We start from the raw sequence: 24,509 nt of genomic DNA on the forward strand, positions 1-24,509 counted from the left end.
GCCCTGTGGGAGCCAACTTGTTGGCGAGACACCCACGGCGGTGTGTCAGGTGCAATGTCTCGCGAACAAGTTCGCTCCTACAAAATCGGGTTACACCATCGACAACCGCTGCTTGCGATGGGGCGCTGGCCACGCCCGGTCTATCAGCAGCTCATCATCAATGCTCAGCTCGATCTGCGCAGCGGCGATATTCAGGGCAATGTGCTCGGGACTTACCGCCTTGGGAATCGCAATAACTCCATCCTGACGCAGCACCCACGCCAAACTGATCTGGGCGGGCGTTGCATCGTGGCGTTCGGCGACTTCCAACAGGGCAGGGTTACGCAGCAGATGCCCGGCCTGACCAATCGGGCAGTAGGCCATGAGTGGCATGTCGACGTTTTGCATCCACGGCAACAGGTCGTACTCGATGCCGCGCTCTTCGGGGTTGTACAGCACTTGATTGGTGGCGCAGGCCGCAGCGTTCAGTTCGAGCATGTCCGACACGTCGAAATTGGACACACCCCAACGGCCAATCTTGCCCGCTTCACGCAGTCGCTCGAAGGCTTCGACGGTTTCTTCCAGCGGGTATTGGCCGGGCCAGTGCAGCAAATAGAGATCGATGAAATCGGTCTTCATGCGCTTGAGGCTGCGCTCGCAGGCTTCGGGGATGCCTTTACGGCTGGCGTTGTGCGGGTAGACCTTGCTCACCAGCACCACCTTGTCGCGCTGACCGGCGATGGCTTGGCCGACGACCTCTTCAGCGCCGCCTTCGCCATACATCTCGGCGGTGTCGATCAGCGTCATGCCACGCTCGATGCCCAGTTTCAGCGCCGACACTTCGGCCTCGCGCTGCTGCCGGTCCTCGCCCATGTGCCAGGTGCCCTGGCCAATGACGGGGACGGTTTTATCTGCCAGTTCGAGGGTGCGCATGGTGGCTCCTGCAAAATGAGGGGTGATGAGAAGTCTGGCAGCGGATGGGCGTGGGGGTTCAATTGGATGGGGGCAGCTGCAGGTTGCAAGCTTCAAGCGGCGAGTAAAAGCCCAAGGCGGGTCGCAGATCCAATGTGGGAGCGGACCTGTCCGCGAAGGGGCCAGTACATCCGGCGAATCTTCATCGGTTGACCCATTGCATTCGCGGACAGGTCCGCTCCCACAGGTATAGGTCCGGCGCTATTTCTTGGCTTGCGCAGGCGCCACCGCACCACTTCCTTCCCAACCCCCGCCCAGTGCCAGGAACAGGTCGATCTGCCCCATCGCCACTTGGGTGTTGGCCGCAGCCAGTTGGGCGCGCACGTCGGTGTAGGTGCGGGTCGCTTGCAGGTCGGCGAGGAACGATTCGCGGCCGGCCTGGAAGAAACGATGGGTCTGGTCCGCCGCCTGTTGCGCGGACTGCTCGGTGTCTGCCAGCGCATCTCGTCGCTCCAGCAGCGCGGTGTACTGCGACAGACCGGTCTGGGCCTCGCGGATCGCGTTCAGCACCACGCCGTCGAAACGCGCGAGCGCTGCCTGACTCGACGCCTCGGCAATGTGAATCCGCGCGCGGGCGCCGTTGGAGGGAATGGTCCAGTTGATCACCCCGCCAAAGCCCCAGCGATTGGTGGAAGGATCGCCCAGCTCATCGAGAACACCGACCGTGCCCACCGTCGCGCCGATGCTGATGTCCGGGTACAGCTCACCTGTGGCCACCCCAATCCCCGCCACCGACATTGCCAGACGACGTTCCGCCTGACGCACGTCCGGACGACGCTTGAGCAGCGCCGCGCCATCGCCCACCGGCATCACTTGCGCGATGTGCGGCAGTTCGGCGCATTCGGCCACGCCCTTTGGCAAGTGATTCAATGGTCTGGCCAGCAGCATCGACAGGCGATACAGCCCGGACTGCCGCGCTGCCTGATAGCGCGGCAAATCGGCGCGCAGGGATCTGAATTGCGTCTGCGAGCGCGTGACCTGGGTTTCATCGCCACGCCCGGCGTCGCGCAGGCGCTGTGTCAGGGACAGGCTTTGCTGTTGCAGATTGACCGACTCCAGCGCGATGTCGTGCTCTTCATTGGCGGCGCACACCTGGGTGTAGGCGCGAACCACGTCGGCAACCAGGGTGATGCGCGCAGTATCAGCCGCAGCCTGGGCCGCATCGGTATTGGCCTGGGCCGCTTCGATGCCGCGCTGCAACACGCCGAACAGGTCAAATTGGTAGGAAGTCGTCAGGCCGACATCACCGACATTGGACACTGGCACTTTTTCCGGCAGCAAAAATGCCTGTCCGGATTCCTGCAAGCGCTGTGCGCCCGCTTTGGCCGAATTGGTGAAACCGCCAGCGGCGTCGGCTTCGGCAGACTGGTAGCGGGCGCGCTGCAAGTTGGCCGCAGCCACGCGCAGGTCAGTGCTGGACACCAGCGCCTGGCGCACCAGTTCGTTGAGTTTCGGGTCCTGATACAGCTTCCACCAGTCCTCGGGCACAGGGGCCGACACCACATTCGACGACTCACCGGCCAGCTCGCCCTGCAGGTCCGGGCGATTGACCGCTGCGTCCTTGGGCAACTCGTAATCGGGCCCGACCACGGTGCACGCCGACAGCAACAAGCCCAGTCCGACCGTCAGCAGGCGAGCGCTGTGTTTCATTGCGCGGCTCCTGTCTTGGTGGCGGCTTTGTCGTCGGCCTTGCGCAAGTCGGCGTCGTCGAGGATCGACACCGTCGCCGTGCGCCCGGCGATCATGCGGAAGTCCGCCGGCACTTCGTCAAAGGCAATACGCACCGGAATTCGTTGCGCCAGACGCACCCAGCTGAATGCGGGGTTGACGTTAGGCAGCAGGTTGGAGCCGCTGCTGCGGTCGCGGTCTTCGATGCCGGCCACGATGCTCACTACATGACCACGCAGACGGGCGTTATCGCCGATGACGCGGATATCGACCGCAGAACCGATGTGAATGCCGTCGAGTTTGGTTTCTTCGAAGTAGCCGTCGATGTGGAACGAATTGCCGTCCACCACCGACAGCACCGCGCGTCCTGCCGTCACGAATTCACGATCACGGGGCGCGCGGTCGTTGAGGTAGCCGTCCACCGGGCTGCGAATCACGGAGCGATCAAGGTTCAGCTGCGCGGCATCCACCATCACCTGCGCTTCATTGAGGGCCGACAGCGCGCGGGCTTCCTTGGACTGGCTCTCTTCCAGTTGCTCGCGGGCCACCAGATTGCCCAAGCCACGGTTACGTCTGTTCTCGCGCTGGGCCTGCTCCCAGGTCTCTTTGCGCTCGGCCATGGTCGCCTGGGCCTGACGCAACGCCAGGCGGAAACGATCCTGGTCGATGGTGAACAGCACATCGCCTTTGCGCACTACCTGGTTGTCGGTGACCGAGACTTTCTGGATCAGCCCGGACACGTCGGGCGCGATCTGGATCACGTCGGCGCGAATATGCCCGTCGCGGGTCCACGGCGCGTACATGTAATACATCACCATGCGCCAGACGACGATCGCGGCGAACAGCACAACCAGCAGGGTCAGGACCACGCGGCCCAAAGTCAGTAAGGGTTTTTTCATTTCATCAAATATCGACTAAGAGTATCCACGGCACCCAGCAGCAGGGCGTATAGACCAACGTTGAACAATGCCCGGTGCCAGACCAGGCGATAGAAGTGGGTCCGTGACAACACGGCGTGCACCACCAGAAAAATCAGGTACGCAATGCCCATCAGGGCCAGGAACGTGGGGACGAAAATCCCGCTGACGTCCAGATCACCAATCATAGAGGTGCTCCGTCGATGCCATACGGCGGTTGTTCTTCCTGCTCTGCGACCACATCGACAATCTCCACGCCGGGCAACAGCGCCAGACGCAGACCGCTCAGCGCATGCAGCAACTGCAACCGCGCCTGATCGTCGCCCATGGCGTCAAAGGCCAAGGCGCGGCGGGCGCGGTCCATGGTCATGAGCAGACCTTTGGGCGCTGGCAAGCGTTCATGCGACTTGAGGCAGGCGTTGAAATAGCCGCCGACCTCGGTGGTGACCTGCCGCAACAACTGACGCGGCACCGCTGGCACACGCGGCATGTAGGCCAGCAAGTCGAGCATGTTCAGCGCCACCCGCAGTTCACGAACTGCGATCCCGGTGTCCTGCGCGGTGATGGTCAGGCGCGGCAGTTGCTGCATCAGCCGGTCGAGCATGGTCACGCCCATGCGCCGGTGTTCGGCAAGACTGGCTTGCTCACTCAGGGACACAATGTCGCGCCAGCTGAAGCGGGTCAGGCGTTTGGCCGCAAGCTCGGTGCCGAACGGCCGTACGATCAGCGTCCAGACGAAGGCAAACGCCAGGCCTGCGGGACCAGCCAGATTGGAATTGACGAAGTTCAGGAAATCCGCGTCGTAAGCGCTTTGAATGCTGATAAACGAAGACGTATTGACGATGGTCAAAAGCGTGCCGAGGTAGAACTTCGGCTGCACCGTCAGCGTGCCGACGCAGATGAACGGCACCGCGAAGGCCAGCACCAGCATCGGGAAGTCATGCAGGTTGGGCAGCACCACGAACAGGTACAGGCTGGCGAACACCACCGACAGCATGGTCCAGAAAAAGAACCGGTAAATCTGCGGGGCCGGATCGTCCATCGCCGCGAAGAAACTGCACGACACCGCCGCCAGCGCCACGGCACTGGCGCCATCCTGCCAGCCCAGCAAGATCCACAGCACCGAAGCGACGATGATCGCGCTGACTGATGTGGCGACCGAGTAGAGCATCATTCCTTTGTCGAGAAACGGCGACAGCCGACCCAGACGCCAATGGCGGTAAACGGCTCTCCAGGAGCTGTGATCGTCGGTGACGATGGCGTGTTGCAGGCTTCGACAGTCCTGCCACAAATCAATGAATTCGGTCAGGCGGAACAGTGCGTTGGACAGCAACAACTGACGCCGATCATCCAATTGTGCGGGCGTGGGTTGCAGGCGCTCAAGCTCGCTGTGCAGCACTTTCCAATACTTGATTGGCGCGCCTTGTGACGTTTGCTCCAGCCAATCGCGGGTCTCGATCAGCAGCGGCGCCAGATCGGCCACCAGTTCAGGAGTGCGTCGCTCAAGGGCCCACAACGCATCATCCAGCGCGTCGATGACCGGCAACAGGTGAATCATCCGGCCGCGCAGCTCTTTGGCGTTACGCACCCGCTGTTTGTGAGCGCCCTCGTGGGGCAACTGGCCGATCATCAGCTCCAGGCTGTTGAAAGTGCCGACCATCGCCGTGCGCAGAGTGCCCACCGCTTCCGGGGTAGAGGAGCGCGACAGAAACAGGTCGCTGTAGGTCGCGGCGTCGTTGAACCATTTGCCCAGGGAATCCACCAGCACCGGCGCCAGACGTCGGGGCCAGAACATGCTGCCGACCACGGCGGCGCAGATGATCCCGAGGAAGATTTCTTCAGTGCGTGACACCGCAATGTCGAACACCGCCTGCGGGTTGTCCACCACTGGAAACGAGATCAGCGGCATGGTGTAGCCGGCCAGCATCAGCGCGTAACTGTTGGCGGTGCGCAGGTGCAGTGAAAGAAACAACAGGGTGCCGGTCCACAAGGCAATGACCACCGCCAGCAGAAAGGGCGTCTGCACGAACATCGGCACCAGGATCACCGAAGCGGCAGCCCCCAGAAACGTCCCGGCTGCGCGGTACAGCGCCTTGGAACTGGTGGGCGCGACGAAGGGACTGGAGACGATGTAAACCGTGGCCATCGCCCAGTAGGGGCGGGGCAATTCCATGATCAGCGCAATGTACAACGCCAACATCGACGCGGCGAAGGTACGCACGCCGTAGAACCAGTCACGGGCCGGTGGAACGCCTTTGAAAAAGTCGCTGCTGAAAAAGCCCGGCCGGTCGGCGGACTTGTTGGCGATGGTGCTCAAGATGGCGTCACCGCAGCGTTAGGTGTGGCGTCTGCAAACGCTTTGATCACGCGCAACGCTGCTTCGAGATCGGCGGGGTCGAGGTGGCTGAAGACTTCGCGGCGCAGGCGAATCAGCTCGTCCTCGATCGATTGGGCCAGCGCGCGGCCGTCATCCGTCAGGCTCAGGGATTTAGCGCGGCGGTCGGTGGGATCTTCGGTGCGGCACACCAGATTCGCGGCGCCCAGTTGGTCGAGCAAGCGCACCAGCGACGGGCTCTCAAGACCGCACGCCTGTGCCACCGTCACCTGACGAACGCCGTCGCCCAATCGCGCGATCATCAGCAAAGGGCCGGCGCATGCTTCGGAGACGCCATAGCTGCTGATAGTCGTATGGCAAACGCGGCGCCATTGACGCGACGCTGCGACGACGCCGCCGGTGATGTGCATCTGCAATGAATCGAGAGTCATAAAAAAGTGCCACTGAGTGCGTTTGAAGACAGGGTTTGGTAGGCAGTGAATGATTAGGCTAAGTATTATTAGGATGCTAACTATTAATATCCTGTAACAAAGTCCTTCCGTCAAATGAAAAGTCGCCGAACGGTCGTGTGACGCGTCGTCGCAGAGTAGGTCCGAGTTGTTGTGCAGAGGCCTACCGTCGTCCAACCGCCGGGCCGTCGTGCAACCAAACAAGAGTTAAGGGAGGGAGCTTGCTCGCGATTGGCTACTTGGCATCAAAAAGGGTGGCAGGCGTTCCGGCCCCTTCGCGAGCAAGCTCCCTCCCACTCACTCTGGGTAGCCAGTCCGAAGTTTGATGTGGAATTTTTAACCCGTCAGAGTCAATTAAGCGCGAACCCTGCCGATACCAAAGGCGATACGAACGGTCGCAAAGCCCCGTTCCAGACACATCCCTTTGCTGGTGCGCATGCCGCACCCATGAGCGCAACATGATCGATCTCGCCACCTGGAACCTCTCCATCCCTGTGGGCTCGCCGGCCACGACTATCAGTACGCCCAAGCTGGTGGCGGGTTATCAGGACGAATATTTCAGGTCTGGAAACACTTTGTTTTTCTGGGCGCCGGTGACGGGTTCGAAAACCGACAATGCCGTTTACCCACGCACTGAGTTGCGCGAAACCTACGCCAGTGGCGCGGTCTACAACTGGACCTATGCCCAGGCAGACAACGTATTGCGGGCGTCGCTGGAGGTGGATCAAGTGCCCTCGACCGGCAAGATCGTGATCGGGCAAATACACTGCTATGGCAGCACCGAGCCGCTGATCAAGCTCGAGTACCAGTACAAGGAGAAGCTGGGCAACGGCAACCTCGTCGCCAAGTTTCGCCTGACGCCGACGTCAGAGCCGCAGGTCATTCAGATTGCTACCGGTGTGCTGCTCAATGCGCGCTTCACGTACAGCCTTCATCTGACGCCAGCGGGCAACCTGACCGTGAACGCCGCCGACATGCAGTGGACCGCCAAGCTGGACAGCACCTGGAATGGCAAATTGTTGTATTTCAAGGCGGGGGTCTATACCCAGGACAACACCGGGTACGCGACAGAGGGCGGGGCGGCAACATTTTACAAACTAGAGATCGCCCATACCAAGGGCTAAAGATGCATGCACCTGTAGGAGCGAATTCATTCGCGAGGCGGTTTACCTGAGCCGCATCGAAATCGCCTCGCCAACAAGTTGTCTCCTACAGAACGGTGCAGTGCTCAGGTTTGGGGAAACACCAATGCAAAACAGATCCGCCCAGGCATAGGCTGTTTCACGCTGACCGTCCCGCCGTGCAACTGCATGATCGCTGCGACAATCGCCAGCCCCAGTCCGTTGGAATCCGAACTTTGATGGCGGGACGCATCGCCGCGGTAAAAGCGGTCGAACAGCTTGCCCAGCGCCGCGTCGGTCAGCACCGGGCCCTGGTTTTCTACCTCAATTCGGCACGTGCCCTCTGCGGCAACCACGCGCATGAGGATCTCGCTGCCTTCATCGGCATAGCGAATCCCGTTGGCGACCAGGTTGCTCAGGGCCCGGCGTAACAACAGAGGGTCTGCGTTGAGCGTGGCGTCGCCCGAGGTGCGCAGCGTCAGTTGTCGCTCTTCAGCCAGACCTTCGAAGTACTCGGCGATGCGCTGCAATTCATCGTTCATGCACAGCGGCTGACGCTCCGGCACGGCTTGCGCTTCATCGGCGCGAGCGAGAAACAGAATGCTTTCGACCATGCGCGAGATACGCTCTAGCTCCTCAAGATTGGAGGCCAATAAAGCCTGGTATTCATCCTCGCTGCGGGTCTGGCGCAGGGCGACCTGGCAATGGCCCATTAACGAGCCCACTGGCGTGCGAATCTCGTGGGCCAAATCGGCGGAAAACTGCATCAGCCGCTGATACCCGTTGGCCAGGCGATCGAGCATCGCGTTATAGGCGTCACTCAACTGCTGCAACTCCACCGGCGTGTCGTCGCTGTTCATCCGGCTGTCCAGACGCGCGGGCGTGATATTCGACGCGTGCGCGGCCATCTGGCGCAAGGGCAGCAAACCGCGACGCAGCAGGATGTAACCGAGCAGTGCAGTGATCAGAAACGCCAGTGCCACAGCCAGGTAAATACGCTGGCGAAACTCACCGAGCATGGCCTGTTCCTTGACCATGATGTGCGCGGCGGTGAGGTGTACATCGCGACCGTCAGAAATCGTCTGCACGCTGGCTGCGCGCAGCGGGATGCCCGACGGCGACATGCCGCTGCGCAGATCATTCACGCTCAACGGCACGCCTTGCTCCACCAGCGGCAGGTTCGGCAACTGTGCGTGCAACGGGTTGACCGTGATGATCGGAGGTTGGCCCGGCTCGGCGATGATGAAAATGTCGTCTTCGCTGTCGAGCATGTTTTCGAAAATCTGCGGGCTGCTTTGAAGCTTGTCCAGGGTCACGTCGTAATGCAGCAACTTGCGAAAGTGATCCAGGCGCGCCAGCACCGCGTGGTCGCTGCGTTGCAGGACTGAGGCCTTCATCGACTCGTACAGATACAACCCGGCGCCGGCCACGGTGAGCATGGCCACCAGCGAAAACGCCAGGGTCGAGCGCAGGGTCAGGGAAGGTTGGCGTCGGGTCCGCATGGCCGCACCTCGCACACATAACCGATGCCGCGCACGGTGTGGATCAATTTGACGGGGTAGGGCAGGTCGACCTTGCTGCGCAGGCGCTTGACCGCGACGTCGACCACGTTGGTGTCGCTGTCAAAATTCATGTCCCAGACTTCCGAGGCGATCTGCGCCCGGGACAACACATCGCCTTCACGGCGCAAAAACAGATGCAACAGCGCGAACTCCTTGTTGGTCAAGACGATGACCTGTTGCTGGCGGGTGACCCGGCGACGCAGCAGGTCCAGCTCCAGATCGGCGATGTGAAAATGATCGGCTTCGCGCACCACGCCACGGCGCAGGATCGTGCGAATGCGCAGCAGCAGTTCAGTGAAGGAAAACGGCTTGACCAGGTAATCGTCGGCGCCCAGTTCCAGCCCGCGAATGCGGTCTTGCAGCTGATCGCGAGCGGTGAGAAACAGCACCGGGACGTCCTGTCGCGCGCGCAACACTTCGATGATCTGGAAGCCGTCGATGCCGGGCAGCATCACGTCCAGCACGATCAGGTCGTAGCGGGTTTCCAGCGCCATGTGCAGGCCGTCGGCGCCATGCTGGGTCCAGTCGACTTTATAGCCGGATTCGCCGAGGCCCTTTTTCAGGTACTCGCCGGTTTTGGTGTCGTCTTCGATCAGCAGAATGTGCATCGTCGGGAGTGCTCGGTTCACGCTGTGATGAGCGTAATCGGTGGGCGGCCGGATTGCCGCAGGCCGCGTTGGACTTGGAGTTTAACCAACCGCACTTGCTACGTCGGTTACATTTTTGTCATTGATCGCGCGGCGTGCGGTGAATGACAAAAATGTAATCGGGCGGTCATTGTGCGGTCCCGGTTGGGGGTGGAGGATGGCTGCACATTAACCCGCAAGGAATCGTCACTGTGATTACGAACAAGAAGATGAAGACTGCACTGTCCACCACGTTCGGCGTGCTCATGCTCAGCGCCGCGGTCATGGCCGCAGCGGCCGACATGCCAGTGGTCAAGCCACTGCGCGGTACGGTCGACAGCGTTGATAACAACACCCTGACCTTCACCACCCGGTCCGGCGCCCACCAGACTATCGGCCTGACTGACAAGACCGGCATCCGCCTGGTGTCCAAGACCGATATCGATTCGATCAAAGCCGACAGCTTCATCGGTTCGGCCGCCACTCCTCAGGCTGACGGTTCTTTGAAAGCGCTGGAAGTGACTGTGTTTGAGCCAAGCCTGAAAGGCAGCGGCGAAGGTCACTACGGCTGGCAGAACGCGGACGGCAGCACCGGCACCATGACCAATGGCACCGTGGGCAAACTGGCCAATACCAATGGCCGCACCCTGACCGTGGGCTATAAAGGCGGCGAGAAACAATTGGTTGTGCCGACCGACGTGCCAATTGCTTACGTAGAAGCTGGAAAGCCTGAGCAACTGGTCAAGGGCGCCAAGGTTGTGGTGTTCCCGGCCGATGACGGCAAGACCGCACGCGGTGTGGCTGTCGGCAAAGACGGCTTCCAGCCGCCGATGTAAGGTATTGCGGTGCCTCTGATGCACCGCGTGACGCCCTTCGCGGACAGGTCCGCTCCCACAGAATCGCCGCTATCCTCGTGGGAGCGGACCTGTCCGCGAAGACGTCAGTCCAGGCACCGCTGCACTCCGGGAAGTGCCATTGCCAGAGAATTCTGTGATGAGCCTTAAAAAATGAAAACAAAACGCATCCATCCCTGGCCCGTCCGCCTCACCCATTGGCTCAACGCCTTTGGCATGACCTGCATGTTCATGAGCGGCTGGGCGATCTACAACGCCTCACCTCTTTTTGCCTTTCGTTTCCCGCCCTCATTTACCGTCGGCGGCTGGCTGGGCGGTGCACTGGCCTGGCACTTCGCGGTGATGTGGCTGTTGTTTTTCAACGGTTTGATTTACGTGCTCTACGGCCTGTTCAGTCGGCATTTCAAGCGCGATCTATTGCCCATCACGGCCCAAGCAGTGAAGCAGGATTTGGGCGATGCGCTGCGTTTCAAACTGGTGCATCAGAAGGGCGTCTACAACGCGGTTCAACGGCTGATGTATTGGCTGGTGCTGGCGGCGGGGGTGCTGATCGTGGTCTCGGGGCTGGCGATCTGGAAACCCATTCAACTGCAGGAACTGGTAGCGCTGCTGGGGGGTTACGACATCGCGCGTTATGTGCATTTTGGCGCTATGGCGGCGATTGGTGCATTCACTGTGGTGCATCTGGCGCTGGTGCTGCTGGTGCCCAAAACCCTATTGCCGATGATTACTGGCGGCGTGCGGCCGATTGAAAGCGGGAAACTCAACCATGATTGAGCCAAAAAAACGCGCCATCCAGCGGATCAAGCTGGAGCCTGCGCAGCAGATTCAGCTGGAGAGTATTCAGCGCCGCAACTTCCTGCGCGGCGGTTTGACCGTGGGCGCGATGGCGATGCTGACAGGCTGCAACCTGCAGGACGGCGATCAGGTGGACAAGGTGCTCTGGGCCATGTCGCGCTGGAATGACCGGGTTCAGGCCTGGCTGTTCAGCGGGCAAAAGCTGGCGCCGACCTTCACCAAGGCGCAGATGACCAACCCGTTTCCGTTCAACGCGTTTTATGCCGAAGACGATGTGCCGGAAGTGGACTTGTCGGATTACGCGCTGGAAGTCTCCGGACTGGTCCGCGACAAAGCGCCGTGGACACTGGACGGGTTGCGCAAACTGCCCCAGCGTACCGACATCACGCGGCTGATCTGTGTCGAGGGCTGGAGCGCCATCGGTCAGTGGGGCGGGGTGCCGCTGCGCACGTTCCTGGAGCACATCGGTGCCGACACCACGGCGAGGTTCGTCGGTTTCAAATGCGCTGATCGCTACTATTCCAGCCTCGACATGCCCACCGCGCTGCACCCGCAAACCCTGCTGGCGCTGGATTACGGCGAAGTGGCCTTGCCGCCGGAGTATGGTTATCCGCTGCGGGTTCGGGTGCCGACCAAGCTGGGCTTCAAGAACCCCAAGCACATCGTCGAGATCTTCGTCAGCAACGACTATCCGGGCGGGTATTGGGAGGATCAGGGGTATAACTGGTTTAGCGGGATATGAGTAAGTAATGCTTGCGCTGACGCGCCTGGATTGTGTGTATATCCGTTATTTTTTGGTGCTGCTGATATCGGCTTCGCCGGTGCGGATCCCCCGGTCCCTTGTAGGAGCTGACGAGCACCGCGAGGCTGCGATGCGGTTTAGCTGACACGCTTCAGATGGTGTGTATATCCGTTGTTTTTGGTGCTGCCTATATCGGCTGCACTGCTGCGGGTGACGCGGTCCCCTGTAGGAGCAATCGGAGGTTACGAGGGGCGCGATGCGGTGGGTCGGGTGTACCGGGATTGGGTGAATATCCATTATCTCGGTTGCTGCTTATATCGGTTCCGCCCTTACGGCGTGTCACTTTGTCTTGGCAAAGTAACCAAACCGTTTCGCTCCCGTGTCCGGCCCTCCTTCGTCGGGTTCCCTCGCTCCGGCATTGCTCCGGGGACACGCCGCCATCGGCCATCCATGGCCGGGGGCGGCTAGCGCGGCATCCATGCCGCGCTGTCCCCTACGCAACGCCTGCGCTCGGCCTTCCAAAGTCGCACTTTGTGGCGCTCACAAAATCTCGGCATGAATGAAGACCGATCGCTCCCACGCTCCGCGTGGTAGCGCCTCTCATGACGCTCCGCGTCATTGGACGCAGAGCGTCCGCGGCTGCATTCCCACGCGGAGCGTGAGGAACGATCTGATTCCTTATTCGCTTTTGATCTTCATCCACGCCAGCCCAGACACCACAAAACGCGACTTGGGTGCAGGCCGAACGCAGGTGGCGCGGAGTGGGCAGCGCGGCATGGATGCCGCGTTAGCCGCCCCCGGCCATGGATGGCCGATGGCGGCGTGCCCACGGAGCGTCGCCGGAGTGAGGGAACCCGACGAAGTCGGGCCAAACCGGGAGGAAGACCTTTTGGTTACTTTTGGGGCGCCTTTGCCAAAAGTGACCCGCCGTCAGGGCGGAACCGATACAAGCAACACCGCAAATAACGGATATACACCCAATCCCGGTACACCCAACACACCGCATCGCAGCCTCCCGCTGGTCGTCAGCTCCTACAGGGGACCGCGTAAATCGCAGTAAAAGCGGAACCAATCCCGGTACACCAGACTCACCGCATCGCGAATAAATTCGCTCCTACAGGTCATCATGCGCAGCCAGCACCCACAAAAAAGCCCGCCTGCCGATCACTCGGCAGGCGGGCTTTTCGCTGCAGCAGGGCTTAGTTCAAACCAAGCTTGCCACGCATTTGCGACAGGTCTTCAGCCAGGGTGTTGACCGGGCCGACCAGCGCTTTGCGGTCGTTTTCTTTCACTTTGTCGTAGGTCTCGTAGCCGCCATCCTTGGTTTTGTACTTGGCCAGGATCTTGTCCACGGTGGCGAAGTTCTTGTCGACCTTGGCTACGAACGCCTTGTCAGACTTCTCAAGCTGCGGCTTGAACAGGTCAACGATCTTCTTGGAGCCATCAACGTTGCCCTGGAAGTCATACAGGTCGGTGTGGCTGTAACGGTCTTCTTCACCGGACAGTTTGGTCGCGGCCACTTCTTCCATCAGCGCAGCAGCACCGCCCACGACTTTCTCTGGCGGAAAGGTCATGTCCGCGATACGCGCCTGCAGGTCTTTCACGTCGGCCATCAGTTTGTCCGCGAAAACAGCCTGGTCCTTGGTGGTGTTCTGCGAGAACAGTGCGTATTCCAGGCGGTGGAAACCGGTGAAGTCGTCGGCTTTTACGCCGTTTTCATGGTCGTCTTCACGTGAGTCGATCGACGCGTCGAGGTCGCTGAACAGCTCAGCGATCGGCTCGATGGCCTCGTAAGACATACGGGTGGTCGGGAACAGCTTCTTAGCGGTCGCCACGTCGCCTTTCTTCACCGCATCGGTGAACTTCTGCGTGTCGGCAGCCAGCTTATCGACGTTCTCGGTGACGTAGATCTTGTAGTCCGAAACCGGGGTCACCAGGTCCAGCGGGGCGGTGGCGGCAAACGCTGACAACGAGGTCTGCAACACACCAACGCTGAGCATCAATGCAATAGACGACTTTTTCATAAAAAACGCTTCCTGTGAGGTAAGTGGTATCAGGCAGTTGTTGTTTTAGGAGCAGACGCAGCCAGCAGGGAACGACCGATGAAGTCCTGATCATTAACCACGCCCGGCAAAGTAAAGAAGTAACCGCCACCGATCGGCTTGAGGTATTCCTCCAGCGGCTCGCCATTGAGGCGGGTCTGGACGGTGATGAAGCCTTTTTCGAGATCCGACTGGTAGCAGATGAACAGCAAACCCATGTCCAGCTGACCGTTCTTGTTCACGCCGTTGGAATAGTTGAACGGGCGACGCAGGATCAGGTTGCGCTGGCTTTCGGCCGTGCGCGGGTTGGCCAGGCGGATGTGCGCGTCGAGCTTGGTGACTTTGCCTTCCGGGTCTTTTTGGTAGTCCGGGACGTCGGTCTCGGCCTTGCCGTCCATCGGCGCGCCCGTGGTTTTGACCCGGCCGAAGATCGCTTCCTGCTCTTGCAGCGGGGTACGGTCCCAGCGCTCGACGAAGTTACGGATGATGCGCACCGCTTGATAGCTGCCGTTGGCGGCCCACTCAGGTTCGTCGCTGCCCGGTTGCACCCAGACCAGCGTGTTCATGGCTTTCTGGTCGTTGGAATCGGGGTTGGCCGAGCCGTCGCGAAAGCCCAGAAAGTTACGTGCGCTCTCGGCGGGCTGACCCGGCTTGAGTGGCGCCTGGGCCGGCACCGTGCCTTCCTGCTTCCAGCGCACGAATAGCAGGTCCGGCAGGTTTTTCACGATGTCGCGCAGGGCGTGAATGTTGCTGTCCGGCGCGTTTGAGCAGAACTGAATGCTCAAGTCGCCGTGGCAGCAATCGGCTTCTAGCGCGTCATTGGGGAAACCAACCATGCGTTGCAGGCGCTTGGGCTTGACCGCTTCCAGGCCGAAACGCTCGTCGAACAGCGACTCGCCCACCGAGACGGTGATGGTCAGGTTATCCGGCGTCACCACCGGGCCCAGAATGCCGGAATCCAGCGGTGGCAGTTTCGGGTCCACCTGAGGCACGGCGCCGCCCGTCATCAGAAAAGCGATGCGTTCGTTAAGGGTGCGAAACAGCCGCTCAAGGTCTTCACGGTCTTGGGCCAGCACATCGAACGAGACCATCATGCCGGCGACCGGGCGCGGATTGACGATGCCGGTCTGGTGCAGGCCGAAGTAGCTGTTGTGGTCTTGGGTCTTTTCGCTTTTCGGGGCTTCGGTGACTTGCGCAGGCGAGGCCGCTGCCAGCACGTTGCTGCTCAGGCTGCTGCCGGCGATGGCTGCACCCGCAGCGCCCAGGCCCATGAGGACTCGGCGGCGTTGAGCGGAAATCGGGGCGTTGGATGCGTCAGAATCTTTCATGTGCGTTAAGTCTTCGCTCTGGATTTTCAGGGCCAGGCGGGCGCATCACGCACCCGCCAGTGCACGCCTACAGGCCTGAGAGGCCGAGGGCCGGATCGATTCCATCGAGTGCGTCGGCCAGTGCCTTGGCCTTGTCTGCAATTTGCTTTCTTGTGTCGGCGCCGACCTGGTCATACGGCGTGTAGCCGTCGTCGGTCTTGAGCATCAGCAATTGGTCGTCCAGCGCAGTGGCCGCGGTGTCGATCTTTTTGAGCAGTTCGCCGGACGTCTTGGCCAGCAAGGGGCGCAGCAAATCGATGACTTTGCGGGTGCCAGCCAGATTCGCCGCGAAACCGCTGACGTCGACATGGCTGTAGCGTTCTTCTTCACCGGTGCTACGTACATCGGCCAGGCTGCGCAGGTTGCGCACGACCATGCTCGCCAGTTGCTCCGGCGCGATGCTGTTGGCCAGCAGCGCTTGCTTGAGGCTGGTGATGTCGGTTTGCAGGCGCTCGACCACAGGCGTCAGGCCTTCGACCGAGTGCTGCTGGAACAGGCCGAACTCGATGCGGTGGAAACCGCTGAAGCCTGGGTCCTGCTCGCGTTTTTCGTAGTAATCGGCGCGGGCGTTGACCGCGTTGTCCAGTTCGGACAGACGCTGAGCTGCAGGTGCAATGCGCTGGTAGGCCGCACGGGCCGGGGCGTACGCTTTTTGCGCAGCGCTCAGATCGCCACTGGCGATGGCTTGTTGCAAATCGCCAACGGCGCGCAGCAGGGCGCTGCTCTGGGTGCTGAGGTACACGCGGTATTCAGACAGCGGACCGATGAACGCGACCATCGAAGGACGGGCCTTGGCGGCGGCGTCGGATTCGGCAGTCGGCGTGACGTGCAGGGTGCCCCGCGGGTTGCTCAGCAGCCCGCAGGTGATTTCATAGTCGCCCGGTTGCAGGTTGGCGTTGATGATCTGATTGAGGCCTGGGACGATGTTTTCACGCTCCTCGACAACCAGCACGCCGTCGAGAATCTCCCACTCCACCGCGCGCTCCGAAGCGTTGACGATGCGGAACGCATTCTTGCCAGCGGGTACGGTGATCGCATTCGGCTCGCAATTTTTCGCGTGGATCGTCACTACGGTTTCATTGCCGCTGTTGGCTATGCGTTTTTTCTGCGCGGCCTGGGACGCGTAATAAAACACGCCACCTGCGGCGATCGCCAGGATCACGGAGCCGGCGACGGCCAATTGCAGGGCGCGCGAAGGTTTGGCTTTCTGTGGAGGAAGGCCGGTGGGACTGGAGGTCATGGTTGCCCTTACTTGTTCGGAACTGAAGAAGATCGGCCGTGTTCATGTGCCGGACGGGTGGGCAGACTCACCACCCGTGCCTGAGGCTTGAAGAACAGCACCAATGCGAAGATCAGGTAGGCCAGATAGGCCGTCAGCACGCTGACGGTCGGCGCATCCTGATAGCCAAACATGCCGGCCAGCACCGAGCCCGTCGGGCCGTCCATCGGCAAGGTAGCGCTGATATCGAAGACCACGTCCTGGAAGTGATTCCACACGCCAGCCTCATGCAGCGAACGCACCGAGTTGGAGAGAATGCCCGCCGCGACGACAAGAATGAAAAGCCCGGTATAGCGGAAGAACAGGCTCAGGTTCAGGCGCATGCTGCCTTTATAGATAGCGACGCCCACGCACACGGCGATGATCAGGCCGAACAGGGCGCCCAGCGGACCTGACGCGCCATCGCTCTGCTGGAAGATCGCAAGCAGGAAGAATACGGTTTCAAGGCTTTCCCGAGCCACGGCGAAGAACACCATGCCGATCAGGGCGTAGGTCTGGTTTTTCGACCCGCCGAGGGCGGCGTCCAGGGATTGGTGCAAATCATGTTTGACCGAGCGCGCCACTTTGCGCATCCAGACCACCATGGAACTGAGGATCACCACCGCGAGCAGACCGACCAGGCCTTCGAACAATTCTTGCTGCTTTTGCGGGAATTCGGCGCTGACCATTTCCAGGCCGCCACCGACGAACAAGGCCAGGGCGACGGCGAGGAAAACACCGATCCAGACAGCGGGCATCCATTCGCCACGGCCGGTCTGTTTCAGGTAGCTGGCGATGATGCCAACGATGAGCGCGGCTTCAATCCCTTCGCGCAGCATGATCAAAAAAGGAACGAGCATGATTCACCGGGTAAAGACTGTTAGGGTGTGCGGCGTGAACGCGTGATGTAGTCATTCGCATTCAGCCAGTGCGTAACATAATGATACTCATTATTGAATGCGCATACTTGTTTTTTTGCATAATCCCGGATTTGTGCATGTGTTCAGGTGGCGTTCAGCCACTTCGCTGCCTGAACCACTGTAGGAGCGCGCTTGCCCCTACAGTTGTGGATCAACCTCATTACCTGTAGTCGCGAACTTGTTCGCGAGAGCGCCGTGCGTAGTACCTGTCGGGGCGTCTCGCGAATAAATTCGCTCCTACAGGGGCAGCGCTGCTTTCATCATCTGAACGAACTGCTCAGCCGCAGGACTCAACCCTTGCCCCGCCCGGGTAATCAACCCGATCTCGCGATTCACTCCTGGATGGTCCACCCGCACCTGCACCAGATCGCCTCGGCCTTCGTCAGCCGATTCTGGCAGCAGTGTCGTTCCCAGTCCTTGTCGAACCAGCGCCAGTACCGTCGACATGTAGTTGGCTTCCAGCCCCGGCGTCAGCGACAGACCCTCCTGAGCAAACAACGCTTGCACTCGCTCACGCACGCTGCTGTCGCGTCCGGTGAGGATGATCGGCTCATCCGCCAGCGCCGACAGCGTGACCGAGCTGCGTTTTGCCAGCGCATGCCCCATCGGCACGAACAACGTCAGACGGTCCACGAGTACCACCTCGAAATCCAGGCCATGGCTCATTCGCGCCCGCACACCCAGTCCGAAATCCACTTCACCCTCGCGCACCAGCGCATCGATTTTTTGCGCCACCACGTCGCGCAGCCGCACCTCGACCCCTGGATGCTGCTGCCGAAAAGCCTTGAGCATCGGCGGCAGCGCGCTTGAACACAGGGAGGGCAGGGCGGCGATAGTCACCACACCGCGCCGTAACGCCGCCAGATCCCGCGAGCCGGTGACGATGTTTTCAAGATCCAGCAGCAGTTTTTCCATGGGCCCGCGATTGTTCTGCCCGGCGGCGGTAAGGCTGACCTGGCGCGGGCTGCGTTCCAGCAGCGCCACGCCGAGCCATTCTTCCAATTGCTGGATTTGCACGGTGAGCGCCGAAGGCGAGAGGTTCAGCGCGACCGCGGCCTTGGCGAAACTGCCGCTGTCGGCCACGGCAAGGAAGGCGCGGATGTGCTGGATCGAGTTTTTCATCAGATTCTCGGTGATTTTGTTTTTCCGAACGGACGTCGCTAAACATTTCAATTTACAAAGCTTACGCCGCTTTCCACTATCGATGAAAACAACAACAGCTCATCCCGCCGCTTGCGGCCAAGGATGACGAACAGGATCCCGCCCTATGCTTGCCACGCTTGGTGTCATCACGATTCTCTGTTTGCTCGCAGCCGTCATGAGCAAACGTCTCTCGCCTCTGGTTGCCCTCATCGCCTTGCCGATCATCGCGGCGCTGCTCGGTGGCTTCGGTCTGCAAACCAGCGCCTTCATTATTACCGGCATCAAAAACGTCGCCCCGGTGGTCGGCATGTTCGTGTTCGCCATTCTGTTTTTCGGCGTGATGACCGACGCCGGCATGCTCGACCCGATCATCGACCGCATCCTGCGCACGGTGGGCACGCGCCCTACACGCATCGTGGTCGGCACCGCCCTGCTGGCGCTGTTGGTGCACCTGGACGGTTCGGGCGCAGTGACGTTTCTGGTGACCATCCCGGCGATGCTGCCGTTGTACACGCGGCTGGGCATTGATCGACGAATTCTTGCTTGCGTGGCTGCCATGGCCGCCGGGGTGAATTTTCTGCCCTGGACCGGCCCGGTATTGCGCTCATCGGCCGCGCTGCATGTGCCGGTGGCCGAGCTGTTTCAGCCGTTGATTCCTATTCAGATCGTCGGCCTGGCGTTCGTCTTCATCAGCGCCTGGTGCCTGGGCCGTCGTGAAGAAAAACGCCTGGGGCTGGGCGCGGGATCGAATGTGGACGTGGTGCCGCATCGGGTGCTCAGCGAAGCCGAAGAAGTGCTGCGCCGTCCGCGGCTGTTCTGGCTCAACCTGCTGCTGACCATCGTGGTGATGGCGGTGATGATTGCCGGTTGGGTCGATCCGGTGGTGATGTTCATGGTCGGCACGGTGCTGGCGCTGTGCATCAATTACCCGAACGTCGACGCACAACGGGCCCGCATCGATGCCCACGCGAAAACCGCGCTGACCATGGCCAGCATTCTTTTGGCCGCCGGGGTGTTTACCGGCATCATGCAGGGCACCGGGATGCTCAAGGCCATGGCTGAAGTCGCGGTGGCGCAGATCCCTGCCGGGCACGGCAAGTTGATTCCGATGGTGGTGGGTTTCCTGTCGATGCCGCTGAGCCTGTTGTTCGACCCGGATTCGTTCTATTTCGGGGTGATGCCGGTGATCGCTGAAGTCGGCCGCTCGCTGGGCGTCGACCCGCTGCAAGTGGCGCAGGCCTCACTGCTCGGCGTGCACACCACCGGTTTCCCGGTCAGCCCGCTGACCCCTGCGACTTTTCTGCTGGTGGGCCTGTGCAAGATCGAACTGGCCGATCACCAGCGCTTCACCATCCCGTTCTTGTTTGGCGCTTCGGTGCTGATGACCTGCACCGCGTTGTTGCTGGGAGTGTTCTGATGAAAACCTTACGTATTGGCTCCGGCGCCGGTTATTCCGGCGATCGCATCGAGCCGGCCGTTGAGTTGGCCGAGAAAGGCGACCTGGATTATCTGGTGTTCGAATGCCTGGCCGAACGCACCATTGCGCTGGCGCAACAGGCGCGACTGTCTGACCCGCATGCCGGTTACGACCCTTTATTGAGCGAGCGCATGCATCGCGTGCTGCCCTTCGTCGGGCGCGGTCAAGAAGCCGGGCAACGCCGACTGCGGATCATCACCAACATGGGCGCCGCCAACCCGCTGGCGGCCGCGCAGGAAGTCCGGCGCATTGCAGCCGATCTGGGTTTGCCGGGCCTGAAAGTCGCGGCTGTCACCGGGGATGACGTGTTGGAGGCGCTGCGCAGCAATCCGGCTCAGCCCTTGGATAACGGCGCCACGCCGCAATCACTGGGCGAGCGGTTGATATCGGCCAATGCGTACCTCGGCGCCGAGGGCATTATCCAAGCGCTGGCTGCCGATGCCGACGTGGTAATTACCGGGCGTGTGGCCGATCCGTCGCTGTTTCTCGCGCCGCAGATGTTCGAATTTGGCTGGGCGGCCGACGATTGGTCGCGATTGGGACGCGGAACGCTGATTGGTCATTTGCTCGAATGCGCGGGGCAGATCACAGGCGGTTACTTCGCCGATCCAGGCTACAAGGATGTGCCGGATCTGGCGCGGCTGGGCTTTCCCCTGGCCGAGATCGACGCCCAGGGCCATGCAGTCATCAGCAAAGTGGCAGGCTCGGGCGGGCGAATCGACACGGCCACCTGCACCGAACAGATGATTTACGAAGTGCACGATCCCAAGGCCTATCTCACTCCGGACGTGACGGCGGACTTTTCCGGTGTGTCGTTCAGCGTGATTGCGCCTAATGAAGTGCGAGCGCAAGGCGCTGACGGTCGGGCCCGGCCCGAGACGTTGAAGGTTTCGGTGGGGTATCTGGACGGCTGGATTGGCGAAGGGCAGATTTCCTACGGCGGACCGGGTGCGCTAACTCGTGCTCGATTGGCGCGGGACGTGGTGCTGGAGCGTTTGAAGCTGATGGGCGTGGTGGTCGATGACGTGCGCGCCGAGTTGATCGGCGTCGATGCGCTGCATGGCCAGGAGCTGGGCGCGCGGGCGTCGGGTGAGCCGTGGGAAGTGCGCTTGCGGGTCGCGGCGCGCTGTGTCGATAAAGCTGAAGCAGTGCGCGTCGGCAATGAAGTCGAAACGCTGTATACCAACGGCCCGTATGGCGGGGGCGGGGCGACCAAGGCCGTGCGCCAAGTGGTTGCGGTGGCCTCGATGCTGTTGCCCCGCACTGCGGTGAGGCCACAGGTCCATCTGGAGAATGCATCATGACAACCGTGAAACTGCGCGAACTGGCCCATTCCCGTACGGGCGACAAGGGCGATACGTCGAACATCTCGGTGATTGCCTTCAGGCCCGAAGATTATCCGCGTGTGCTCAAAGCCCTGACGGTGGAGCGCGTCACTGCGCATTTTTCCCAGTTGCTGGATGCCAGTGCGGCACCGGTGAGGCGATACGAGTTGCCCAATGTGCACGCGCTGAATTTCGTGTTGCCGGGCATTCTCAAGGGCGGCGTGACCCGATCCCTGGCCCTCGATGCTCACGGCAAAGCCCTGGGTGCGGCGCTGCTGGATATCGATATCGAGGCCTGATTCATGATCGAATCGGGGTCCCCTGTAGGAGCTGACGAGCCCGTGCGAGGCTGCGATTCGCTCTGTCTGACCCACCGCAATCGCAGCCTCGCGCGGGCTCGGTAGATCTGTAGGAGCGACCTTGTTCGCGAGGGGGGCGCCCTGACAGACCGTAGCGTCTGGCTCGCCAACCAGTTGTCTCCTACACAAGCGCGGGCAGCTCCTGCTGAGAGCAGCGCTATCGAAATTATTTTCAAAAAACAGGTGAGGTAAACCCCTCCCGCTTACGTGTAGTGAGAATCAGACTCGTTTAATCGCGACGTCCTCACTCTTCGACAGCTCAGGTTTACCCCGTCATGACAGCTCAATCCGGTGTTCGCAGGCCTCTGTTTCATGCTCGTCCCGCTTCATTGCTCGGTGTGTGTTCGGCGACGGCGTTGTTGTGTTCGCTGGGGCTGACGTCGATTGCCCAGGCGCAAGAGCTGCAACTGGACGCGGTCAACATCGATGCCGCCTCGCAATCCGCGCAAGCCAGCGACGTCGAACAAAGCAAAAACAGCTATCAGGCCCGCCGTGCCTCTGTGGCCACGCGCACCAATACGCCATTGGTGGAAACGCCGGCGACGGTCAACGTAGTGACCAACCGGGTGCTCGAAGACCGCCAGCCCAGCAGTCTTGACGAGGCGATCAATGCCGTCAGCGGCGTGAAACAGGGCAACACGCTGGGCGGCACCCAGGACGCGATTCAAAAGCGCGGTTTCGGCACCAACCGCGACAACTCGATCATGCGCGACGGCATGCAATCGGTGCAGGCGCGCAACTTCACCCCCACCACCGAGCGCATCGAAGTACTCAAGGGGCCGGCGTCGATGCTCTACGGCGTGCAGGACCCGGGCGGGGTGATCAACGTCGTGACCAAAAAACCGCAGCTGACCGACGCGCGTTCCATCTCCGCCTTCGGCAGCAGCTTCGGTGGCGGCGGGGAGCAGATCGATCTGACCGGTCCGTTGGGCAGCAGCGGTCTGGCGTATCGCTTTATCGCCGACAAGCAGAACTACGATTACTGGCGCAGTTTCGGCAGCATCGATCAATCGGTGATCGCGCCGTCGCTGGCCTGGTATGGCGACGACACCACCGTCTCGGTGGCTTACGAGCACATGGAATATTCGGTGCCATTCGACCGTGGCACGCAGATCAATCCCAAGACCGGCAAGGTCCTGGACATCCCGCGCAACCGGCGTCTGGACGAGCCGTTCAACGTCACCACCGGGCGCTCCGATTCCCTGGACCTGCGCATGGAGCACCGCCTCAACGACATGTGGACCTTGCGCACCGGTTACGGCTACAGCCGCAATTACTACAACGACTACCAGTCGCGTTACATCTCGGCCAACTACAACACCGGTGCCGTCACGCGACGGGGCGATGCCACCCGCGATGCCGTGCAGGTCGCCCACACCGCAACGGTCAACGCACTGGGCGACCTTTACTGGGGTGACATCCGCCACGAGTTGTTGATCGGCGCTGACTATATGCAAAACGAACGCGACCTCGGCGACCTGTATCGCAGCACCAACAAGGCCGATTTCAATTACAACACCCCGGTGTATGGCGTGACCCCGCGCCCGAGCACGGTCAGCGCCGCGAACAGCGACCAGAGCGATCATCTGCGCACCCACGCATTCTTCGTTCAGGACTCGATCCATCTGAGCGACAAGTGGATTTTCCAGGCCGGCCTGCGTTACGACGCGTTCGACGAGATCACCGGCAAGGGCCGCCCGTTCGTGGTCGGTGCCGACGTCAAGGACAGCAAAGTGGTGCCGCGTCTAGGGCTGGTCTACATGATCCAGCCGGACTGGTCGGTGTACGGCAGCTACACCGAGTCATTCCGCCCCAACACCTCGATTGCCGCCCCCATTGGCGACCTGCCCCCGGAGGAGGGCAAGGCCTACGAGATCGGCACCAAATTCCAGAATGACTACCTGACCGCCACGGTCGCGCTGTTCAACATCAACAAGAAGAACGTGCAGACCAGCGAACAGTGCGGCACCGAGACCTGCACGCGGGTGTCGGGCGAGGTGCAGTCGCGCGGGCTGGAAGCGGATATCACCGGGCAGATCAACGAGAACTGGAGCATCACCGGCAGCTACGCTTACACCGACACCGAAGTGCTGGAAGACCCGATCCTCAAGGGCCAGCCGCTCGATGGCGTGTCCAAGCACACTGCGGCGGTCTACCTGACTCGTGATTTTGGCCACGTCGGCATCGGCAACCTGCGGGCTGGTGCCGGCGCGCGTTACGCCAGTCGCTGGGGCGTGAACGACGGCACGGGTGTCGAGTACTACCTGCCGTCGTCGAAGGTGGCCGATGCGTTTGTCGCTTACAAAATGAAGCTCGACGAGCGCGACCTGACTTTGCAGCTGAACCTGAAAAACATGTTCGACAAGCGTTACTACACCTCGGCCAGCGGCCTGGGGTCGCCCGCGATCGTGATCGGCGAGCCTCGGCAGCTGATTGCTCGCGCGAAACTTGAGTTTTGACGGTCACTCAATCCTGTGGGAGCGGACCTGTCCGCGAAGAGGCCGGTAAATCCGTTGTGGATCTGGCGGCCGAACGAATGTCTTCGCGGACAGGTCCGCTCCCACGGGCATCGGGGTTATGCGGTTATGTGGCGAT

The 24,509-nt window shown here is 61.1% G+C and carries 21 protein-coding genes; 8 read left to right on the top strand and 13 right to left on the bottom strand.

From position 1 onward, the window contains the following. Nucleotides 1–90: 90 nt before the first annotated feature. The 6 genes from ACWKWM_RS15785 to ACWKWM_RS15810 all read right to left on the bottom strand — a co-directional run bounded on the left by ACWKWM_RS15785 (nt 91) and on the right by ACWKWM_RS15810 (nt 6,302). Entirely contained in the window at nt 91–912 is an 822-nt protein-coding gene (locus ACWKWM_RS15785) for an aldo/keto reductase (protein WP_483847030.1), read from the bottom strand. 240 nt (nt 913–1,152) lie between these two features. Further along, nucleotides 1,153–2,601 carry an efflux transporter outer membrane subunit gene (locus ACWKWM_RS15790; RefSeq protein ID WP_483847031.1) on the bottom strand — a complete coding sequence of 483 codons (1,449 nt, stop codon included), beginning with the start codon at nt 2,599–2,601 and terminating at the stop codon, nt 1,153–1,155. Next, nucleotides 2,598–3,518 (bottom strand): efflux RND transporter periplasmic adaptor subunit, encoded by a 921-nt coding sequence (locus tag ACWKWM_RS15795; RefSeq protein ID WP_483847032.1) that lies wholly within the window; start codon nt 3,516–3,518, stop codon nt 2,598–2,600. Before ACWKWM_RS15795 ends, ACWKWM_RS15790 begins: the two co-directional genes overlap by 4 nt. Further along, nucleotides 3,515–3,724, bottom strand: coding sequence for a DUF1656 domain-containing protein (locus ACWKWM_RS15800; RefSeq protein WP_483847033.1), 210 nt, complete (start codon nt 3,722–3,724; stop codon nt 3,515–3,517). The genes ACWKWM_RS15795 and ACWKWM_RS15800 overlap by 4 nt, the downstream gene beginning before the upstream one ends. Next, on the bottom strand, nt 3,721–5,844 hold the full coding sequence (locus ACWKWM_RS15805; protein ID WP_483847132.1) for an FUSC family protein: 2,124 nt from the start codon (nt 5,842–5,844) through the stop codon (nt 3,721–3,723). The genes ACWKWM_RS15800 and ACWKWM_RS15805 overlap by 4 nt, the downstream gene beginning before the upstream one ends. A gap of 5 nt (nt 5,845–5,849) precedes the next feature. Beyond that, nucleotides 5,850–6,302 (bottom strand): MarR family winged helix-turn-helix transcriptional regulator, encoded by a 453-nt coding sequence (locus ACWKWM_RS15810; RefSeq protein WP_483847034.1) that lies wholly within the window; start codon nt 6,300–6,302, stop codon nt 5,850–5,852. Nucleotides 6,303–6,778: 476 nt separating this feature from the next. On the opposite strand from ACWKWM_RS15810, the gene ACWKWM_RS15815 reads away from it, so the two are divergent. After that, nucleotides 6,779–7,444 carry a polysaccharide lyase family 7 protein gene (locus tag ACWKWM_RS15815; RefSeq protein ID WP_483847035.1) on the top strand — a complete coding sequence of 222 codons (666 nt, stop codon included), beginning with the start codon at nt 6,779–6,781 and terminating at the stop codon, nt 7,442–7,444. Between the two features lie 104 nt (nt 7,445–7,548). Here the strand turns inward: ACWKWM_RS15815 and ACWKWM_RS15820 are convergent, their stop codons facing one another. Both ACWKWM_RS15820 and ACWKWM_RS15825 read right to left on the bottom strand, forming a co-directional pair. After that, nucleotides 7,549–8,943, bottom strand: coding sequence for a heavy metal sensor histidine kinase (locus ACWKWM_RS15820; protein ID WP_483847036.1), 1,395 nt, complete (start codon nt 8,941–8,943; stop codon nt 7,549–7,551). Further along, complete coding sequence (locus ACWKWM_RS15825; RefSeq protein WP_483836083.1) at nt 8,916–9,611, bottom strand: heavy metal response regulator transcription factor; 696 nt, start codon at nt 9,609–9,611, stop codon at nt 8,916–8,918. The genes ACWKWM_RS15820 and ACWKWM_RS15825 overlap by 28 nt, the downstream gene beginning before the upstream one ends. A gap of 248 nt (nt 9,612–9,859) precedes the next feature. Between ACWKWM_RS15825 and ACWKWM_RS15830 the strand changes: the two genes are divergently transcribed. From ACWKWM_RS15830 to ACWKWM_RS15840, 3 genes are all read left to right on the top strand, one after another. Further along, on the top strand, nt 9,860–10,465 hold the full coding sequence (locus tag ACWKWM_RS15830; RefSeq protein ID WP_483847133.1) for a hypothetical protein: 606 nt from the start codon (nt 9,860–9,862) through the stop codon (nt 10,463–10,465). Between the two features lie 171 nt (nt 10,466–10,636). After that, nucleotides 10,637–11,260 (top strand): cytochrome b/b6 domain-containing protein, encoded by a 624-nt coding sequence (locus tag ACWKWM_RS15835; protein WP_483847037.1) that lies wholly within the window; start codon nt 10,637–10,639, stop codon nt 11,258–11,260. Continuing rightward, the gene (locus ACWKWM_RS15840; RefSeq protein ID WP_483847038.1) at nt 11,253–12,023 is read left to right on the top strand and encodes a molybdopterin-dependent oxidoreductase; all 771 of its coding nucleotides are present in this window, start codon (nt 11,253–11,255) and stop codon (nt 12,021–12,023) included. The genes ACWKWM_RS15835 and ACWKWM_RS15840 overlap by 8 nt, the downstream gene beginning before the upstream one ends. 1,199 nt (nt 12,024–13,222) lie before the next feature. On the opposite strand, the gene efeO (ACWKWM_RS15845) is transcribed toward ACWKWM_RS15840, so the two are convergent. The 5 genes from efeO (ACWKWM_RS15845) to ACWKWM_RS15865 all read right to left on the bottom strand — a co-directional run bounded on the left by efeO (ACWKWM_RS15845) (nt 13,223) and on the right by ACWKWM_RS15865 (nt 18,732). Continuing rightward, nucleotides 13,223–14,047, bottom strand: a complete 825-nt coding sequence (efeO, locus tag ACWKWM_RS15845; RefSeq protein WP_483847039.1) for an iron uptake system protein EfeO — start codon at nt 14,045–14,047, stop codon at nt 13,223–13,225. Nucleotides 14,048–14,076: 29 nt separating this feature from the next. After that, nucleotides 14,077–15,393, bottom strand: a complete 1,317-nt coding sequence (gene efeB, locus ACWKWM_RS15850; RefSeq protein WP_483847040.1) for an iron uptake transporter deferrochelatase/peroxidase subunit — start codon at nt 15,391–15,393, stop codon at nt 14,077–14,079. A 67-nt stretch (nt 15,394–15,460) separates the two neighbouring features. Continuing rightward, nucleotides 15,461–16,672, bottom strand: a complete 1,212-nt coding sequence (efeO, locus tag ACWKWM_RS15855) for an iron uptake system protein EfeO (protein WP_483847041.1) — start codon at nt 16,670–16,672, stop codon at nt 15,461–15,463. An 8-nt stretch (nt 16,673–16,680) separates the two neighbouring features. Further along, nucleotides 16,681–17,550 (bottom strand): iron uptake transporter permease EfeU, encoded by an 870-nt coding sequence (efeU, locus tag ACWKWM_RS15860; protein WP_483847042.1) that lies wholly within the window; start codon nt 17,548–17,550, stop codon nt 16,681–16,683. A gap of 297 nt (nt 17,551–17,847) precedes the next feature. Further along, on the bottom strand, nt 17,848–18,732 hold the full coding sequence (locus tag ACWKWM_RS15865; RefSeq protein WP_483847043.1) for a LysR family transcriptional regulator: 885 nt from the start codon (nt 18,730–18,732) through the stop codon (nt 17,848–17,850). A gap of 145 nt (nt 18,733–18,877) precedes the next feature. On the opposite strand from ACWKWM_RS15865, the gene ACWKWM_RS15870 reads away from it, so the two are divergent. From ACWKWM_RS15870 to ACWKWM_RS15885, 4 genes are all read left to right on the top strand, one after another. After that, nucleotides 18,878–20,170: a CitMHS family transporter gene (locus tag ACWKWM_RS15870; protein WP_483847044.1), complete on the top strand. Its 1,293-nt coding sequence runs from the start codon at nt 18,878–18,880 to the stop codon at nt 20,168–20,170. Beyond that, nucleotides 20,170–21,534, top strand: coding sequence for an acyclic terpene utilization AtuA family protein (locus ACWKWM_RS15875; protein ID WP_483847045.1), 1,365 nt, complete (start codon nt 20,170–20,172; stop codon nt 21,532–21,534). The genes ACWKWM_RS15870 and ACWKWM_RS15875 overlap by 1 nt, the downstream gene beginning before the upstream one ends. Further along, nucleotides 21,531–21,854 carry an AtuA-related protein gene (locus ACWKWM_RS15880; RefSeq protein ID WP_483847046.1) on the top strand — a complete coding sequence of 108 codons (324 nt, stop codon included), beginning with the start codon at nt 21,531–21,533 and terminating at the stop codon, nt 21,852–21,854. Before ACWKWM_RS15875 ends, ACWKWM_RS15880 begins: the two co-directional genes overlap by 4 nt. Nucleotides 21,855–22,243: 389 nt before the next feature. After that, nucleotides 22,244–24,373, top strand: coding sequence for a TonB-dependent siderophore receptor (locus tag ACWKWM_RS15885; protein WP_483847134.1), 2,130 nt, complete (start codon nt 22,244–22,246; stop codon nt 24,371–24,373). The last annotated feature ends 136 nt before the right edge of the window (nt 24,374–24,509 follow it).

This window comes from Pseudomonas rosaeacicularis (genome assembly GCF_057128745.1).

Excerpts from the sequence above, each read along its gene's own strand:
- ACWKWM_RS15785 (WP_483847030.1), bottom strand. The coding sequence starts at position 912 with ATGCGCACCCTCGAACTGGCAGATAAAACCGTCCCCGTCATTGGCCAG.
- ACWKWM_RS15790 (WP_483847031.1), bottom strand. The coding sequence starts at position 2,601 with ATGAAACACAGCGCTCGCCTGCTGACGGTCGGACTGGGCTTGTTGCTG.
- ACWKWM_RS15795 (WP_483847032.1), bottom strand. The coding sequence starts at position 3,518 with ATGAAAAAACCCTTACTGACTTTGGGCCGCGTGGTCCTGACCCTGCTG.
- ACWKWM_RS15800 (WP_483847033.1), bottom strand. The coding sequence starts at position 3,724 with ATGATTGGTGATCTGGACGTCAGCGGGATTTTCGTCCCCACGTTCCTG.
- ACWKWM_RS15810 (WP_483847034.1), bottom strand. The coding sequence starts at position 6,302 with ATGACTCTCGATTCATTGCAGATGCACATCACCGGCGGCGTCGTCGCA.
- ACWKWM_RS15815 (WP_483847035.1), top strand. The coding sequence starts at position 6,779 with ATGATCGATCTCGCCACCTGGAACCTCTCCATCCCTGTGGGCTCGCCG.
- ACWKWM_RS15820 (WP_483847036.1), bottom strand. The coding sequence starts at position 8,943 with ATGCGGACCCGACGCCAACCTTCCCTGACCCTGCGCTCGACCCTGGCG.
- ACWKWM_RS15825 (WP_483836083.1), bottom strand. The coding sequence starts at position 9,611 with ATGCACATTCTGCTGATCGAAGACGACACCAAAACCGGCGAGTACCTG.
- ACWKWM_RS15830 (WP_483847133.1), top strand. The coding sequence starts at position 9,860 with ATGAAGACTGCACTGTCCACCACGTTCGGCGTGCTCATGCTCAGCGCC.
- ACWKWM_RS15835 (WP_483847037.1), top strand. The coding sequence starts at position 10,637 with ATGAAAACAAAACGCATCCATCCCTGGCCCGTCCGCCTCACCCATTGG.
- ACWKWM_RS15840 (WP_483847038.1), top strand. The coding sequence starts at position 11,253 with ATGATTGAGCCAAAAAAACGCGCCATCCAGCGGATCAAGCTGGAGCCT.
- efeO (WP_483847039.1), bottom strand. The coding sequence starts at position 14,047 with ATGAAAAAGTCGTCTATTGCATTGATGCTCAGCGTTGGTGTGTTGCAG.
- efeB (WP_483847040.1), bottom strand. The coding sequence starts at position 15,393 with ATGAAAGATTCTGACGCATCCAACGCCCCGATTTCCGCTCAACGCCGC.
- efeO (WP_483847041.1), bottom strand. The coding sequence starts at position 16,672 with ATGACCTCCAGTCCCACCGGCCTTCCTCCACAGAAAGCCAAACCTTCG.
- efeU (WP_483847042.1), bottom strand. The coding sequence starts at position 17,550 with ATGCTCGTTCCTTTTTTGATCATGCTGCGCGAAGGGATTGAAGCCGCG.
- ACWKWM_RS15865 (WP_483847043.1), bottom strand. The coding sequence starts at position 18,732 with ATGAAAAACTCGATCCAGCACATCCGCGCCTTCCTTGCCGTGGCCGAC.
- ACWKWM_RS15870 (WP_483847044.1), top strand. The coding sequence starts at position 18,878 with ATGCTTGCCACGCTTGGTGTCATCACGATTCTCTGTTTGCTCGCAGCC.
- ACWKWM_RS15875 (WP_483847045.1), top strand. The coding sequence starts at position 20,170 with ATGAAAACCTTACGTATTGGCTCCGGCGCCGGTTATTCCGGCGATCGC.
- ACWKWM_RS15880 (WP_483847046.1), top strand. The coding sequence starts at position 21,531 with ATGACAACCGTGAAACTGCGCGAACTGGCCCATTCCCGTACGGGCGAC.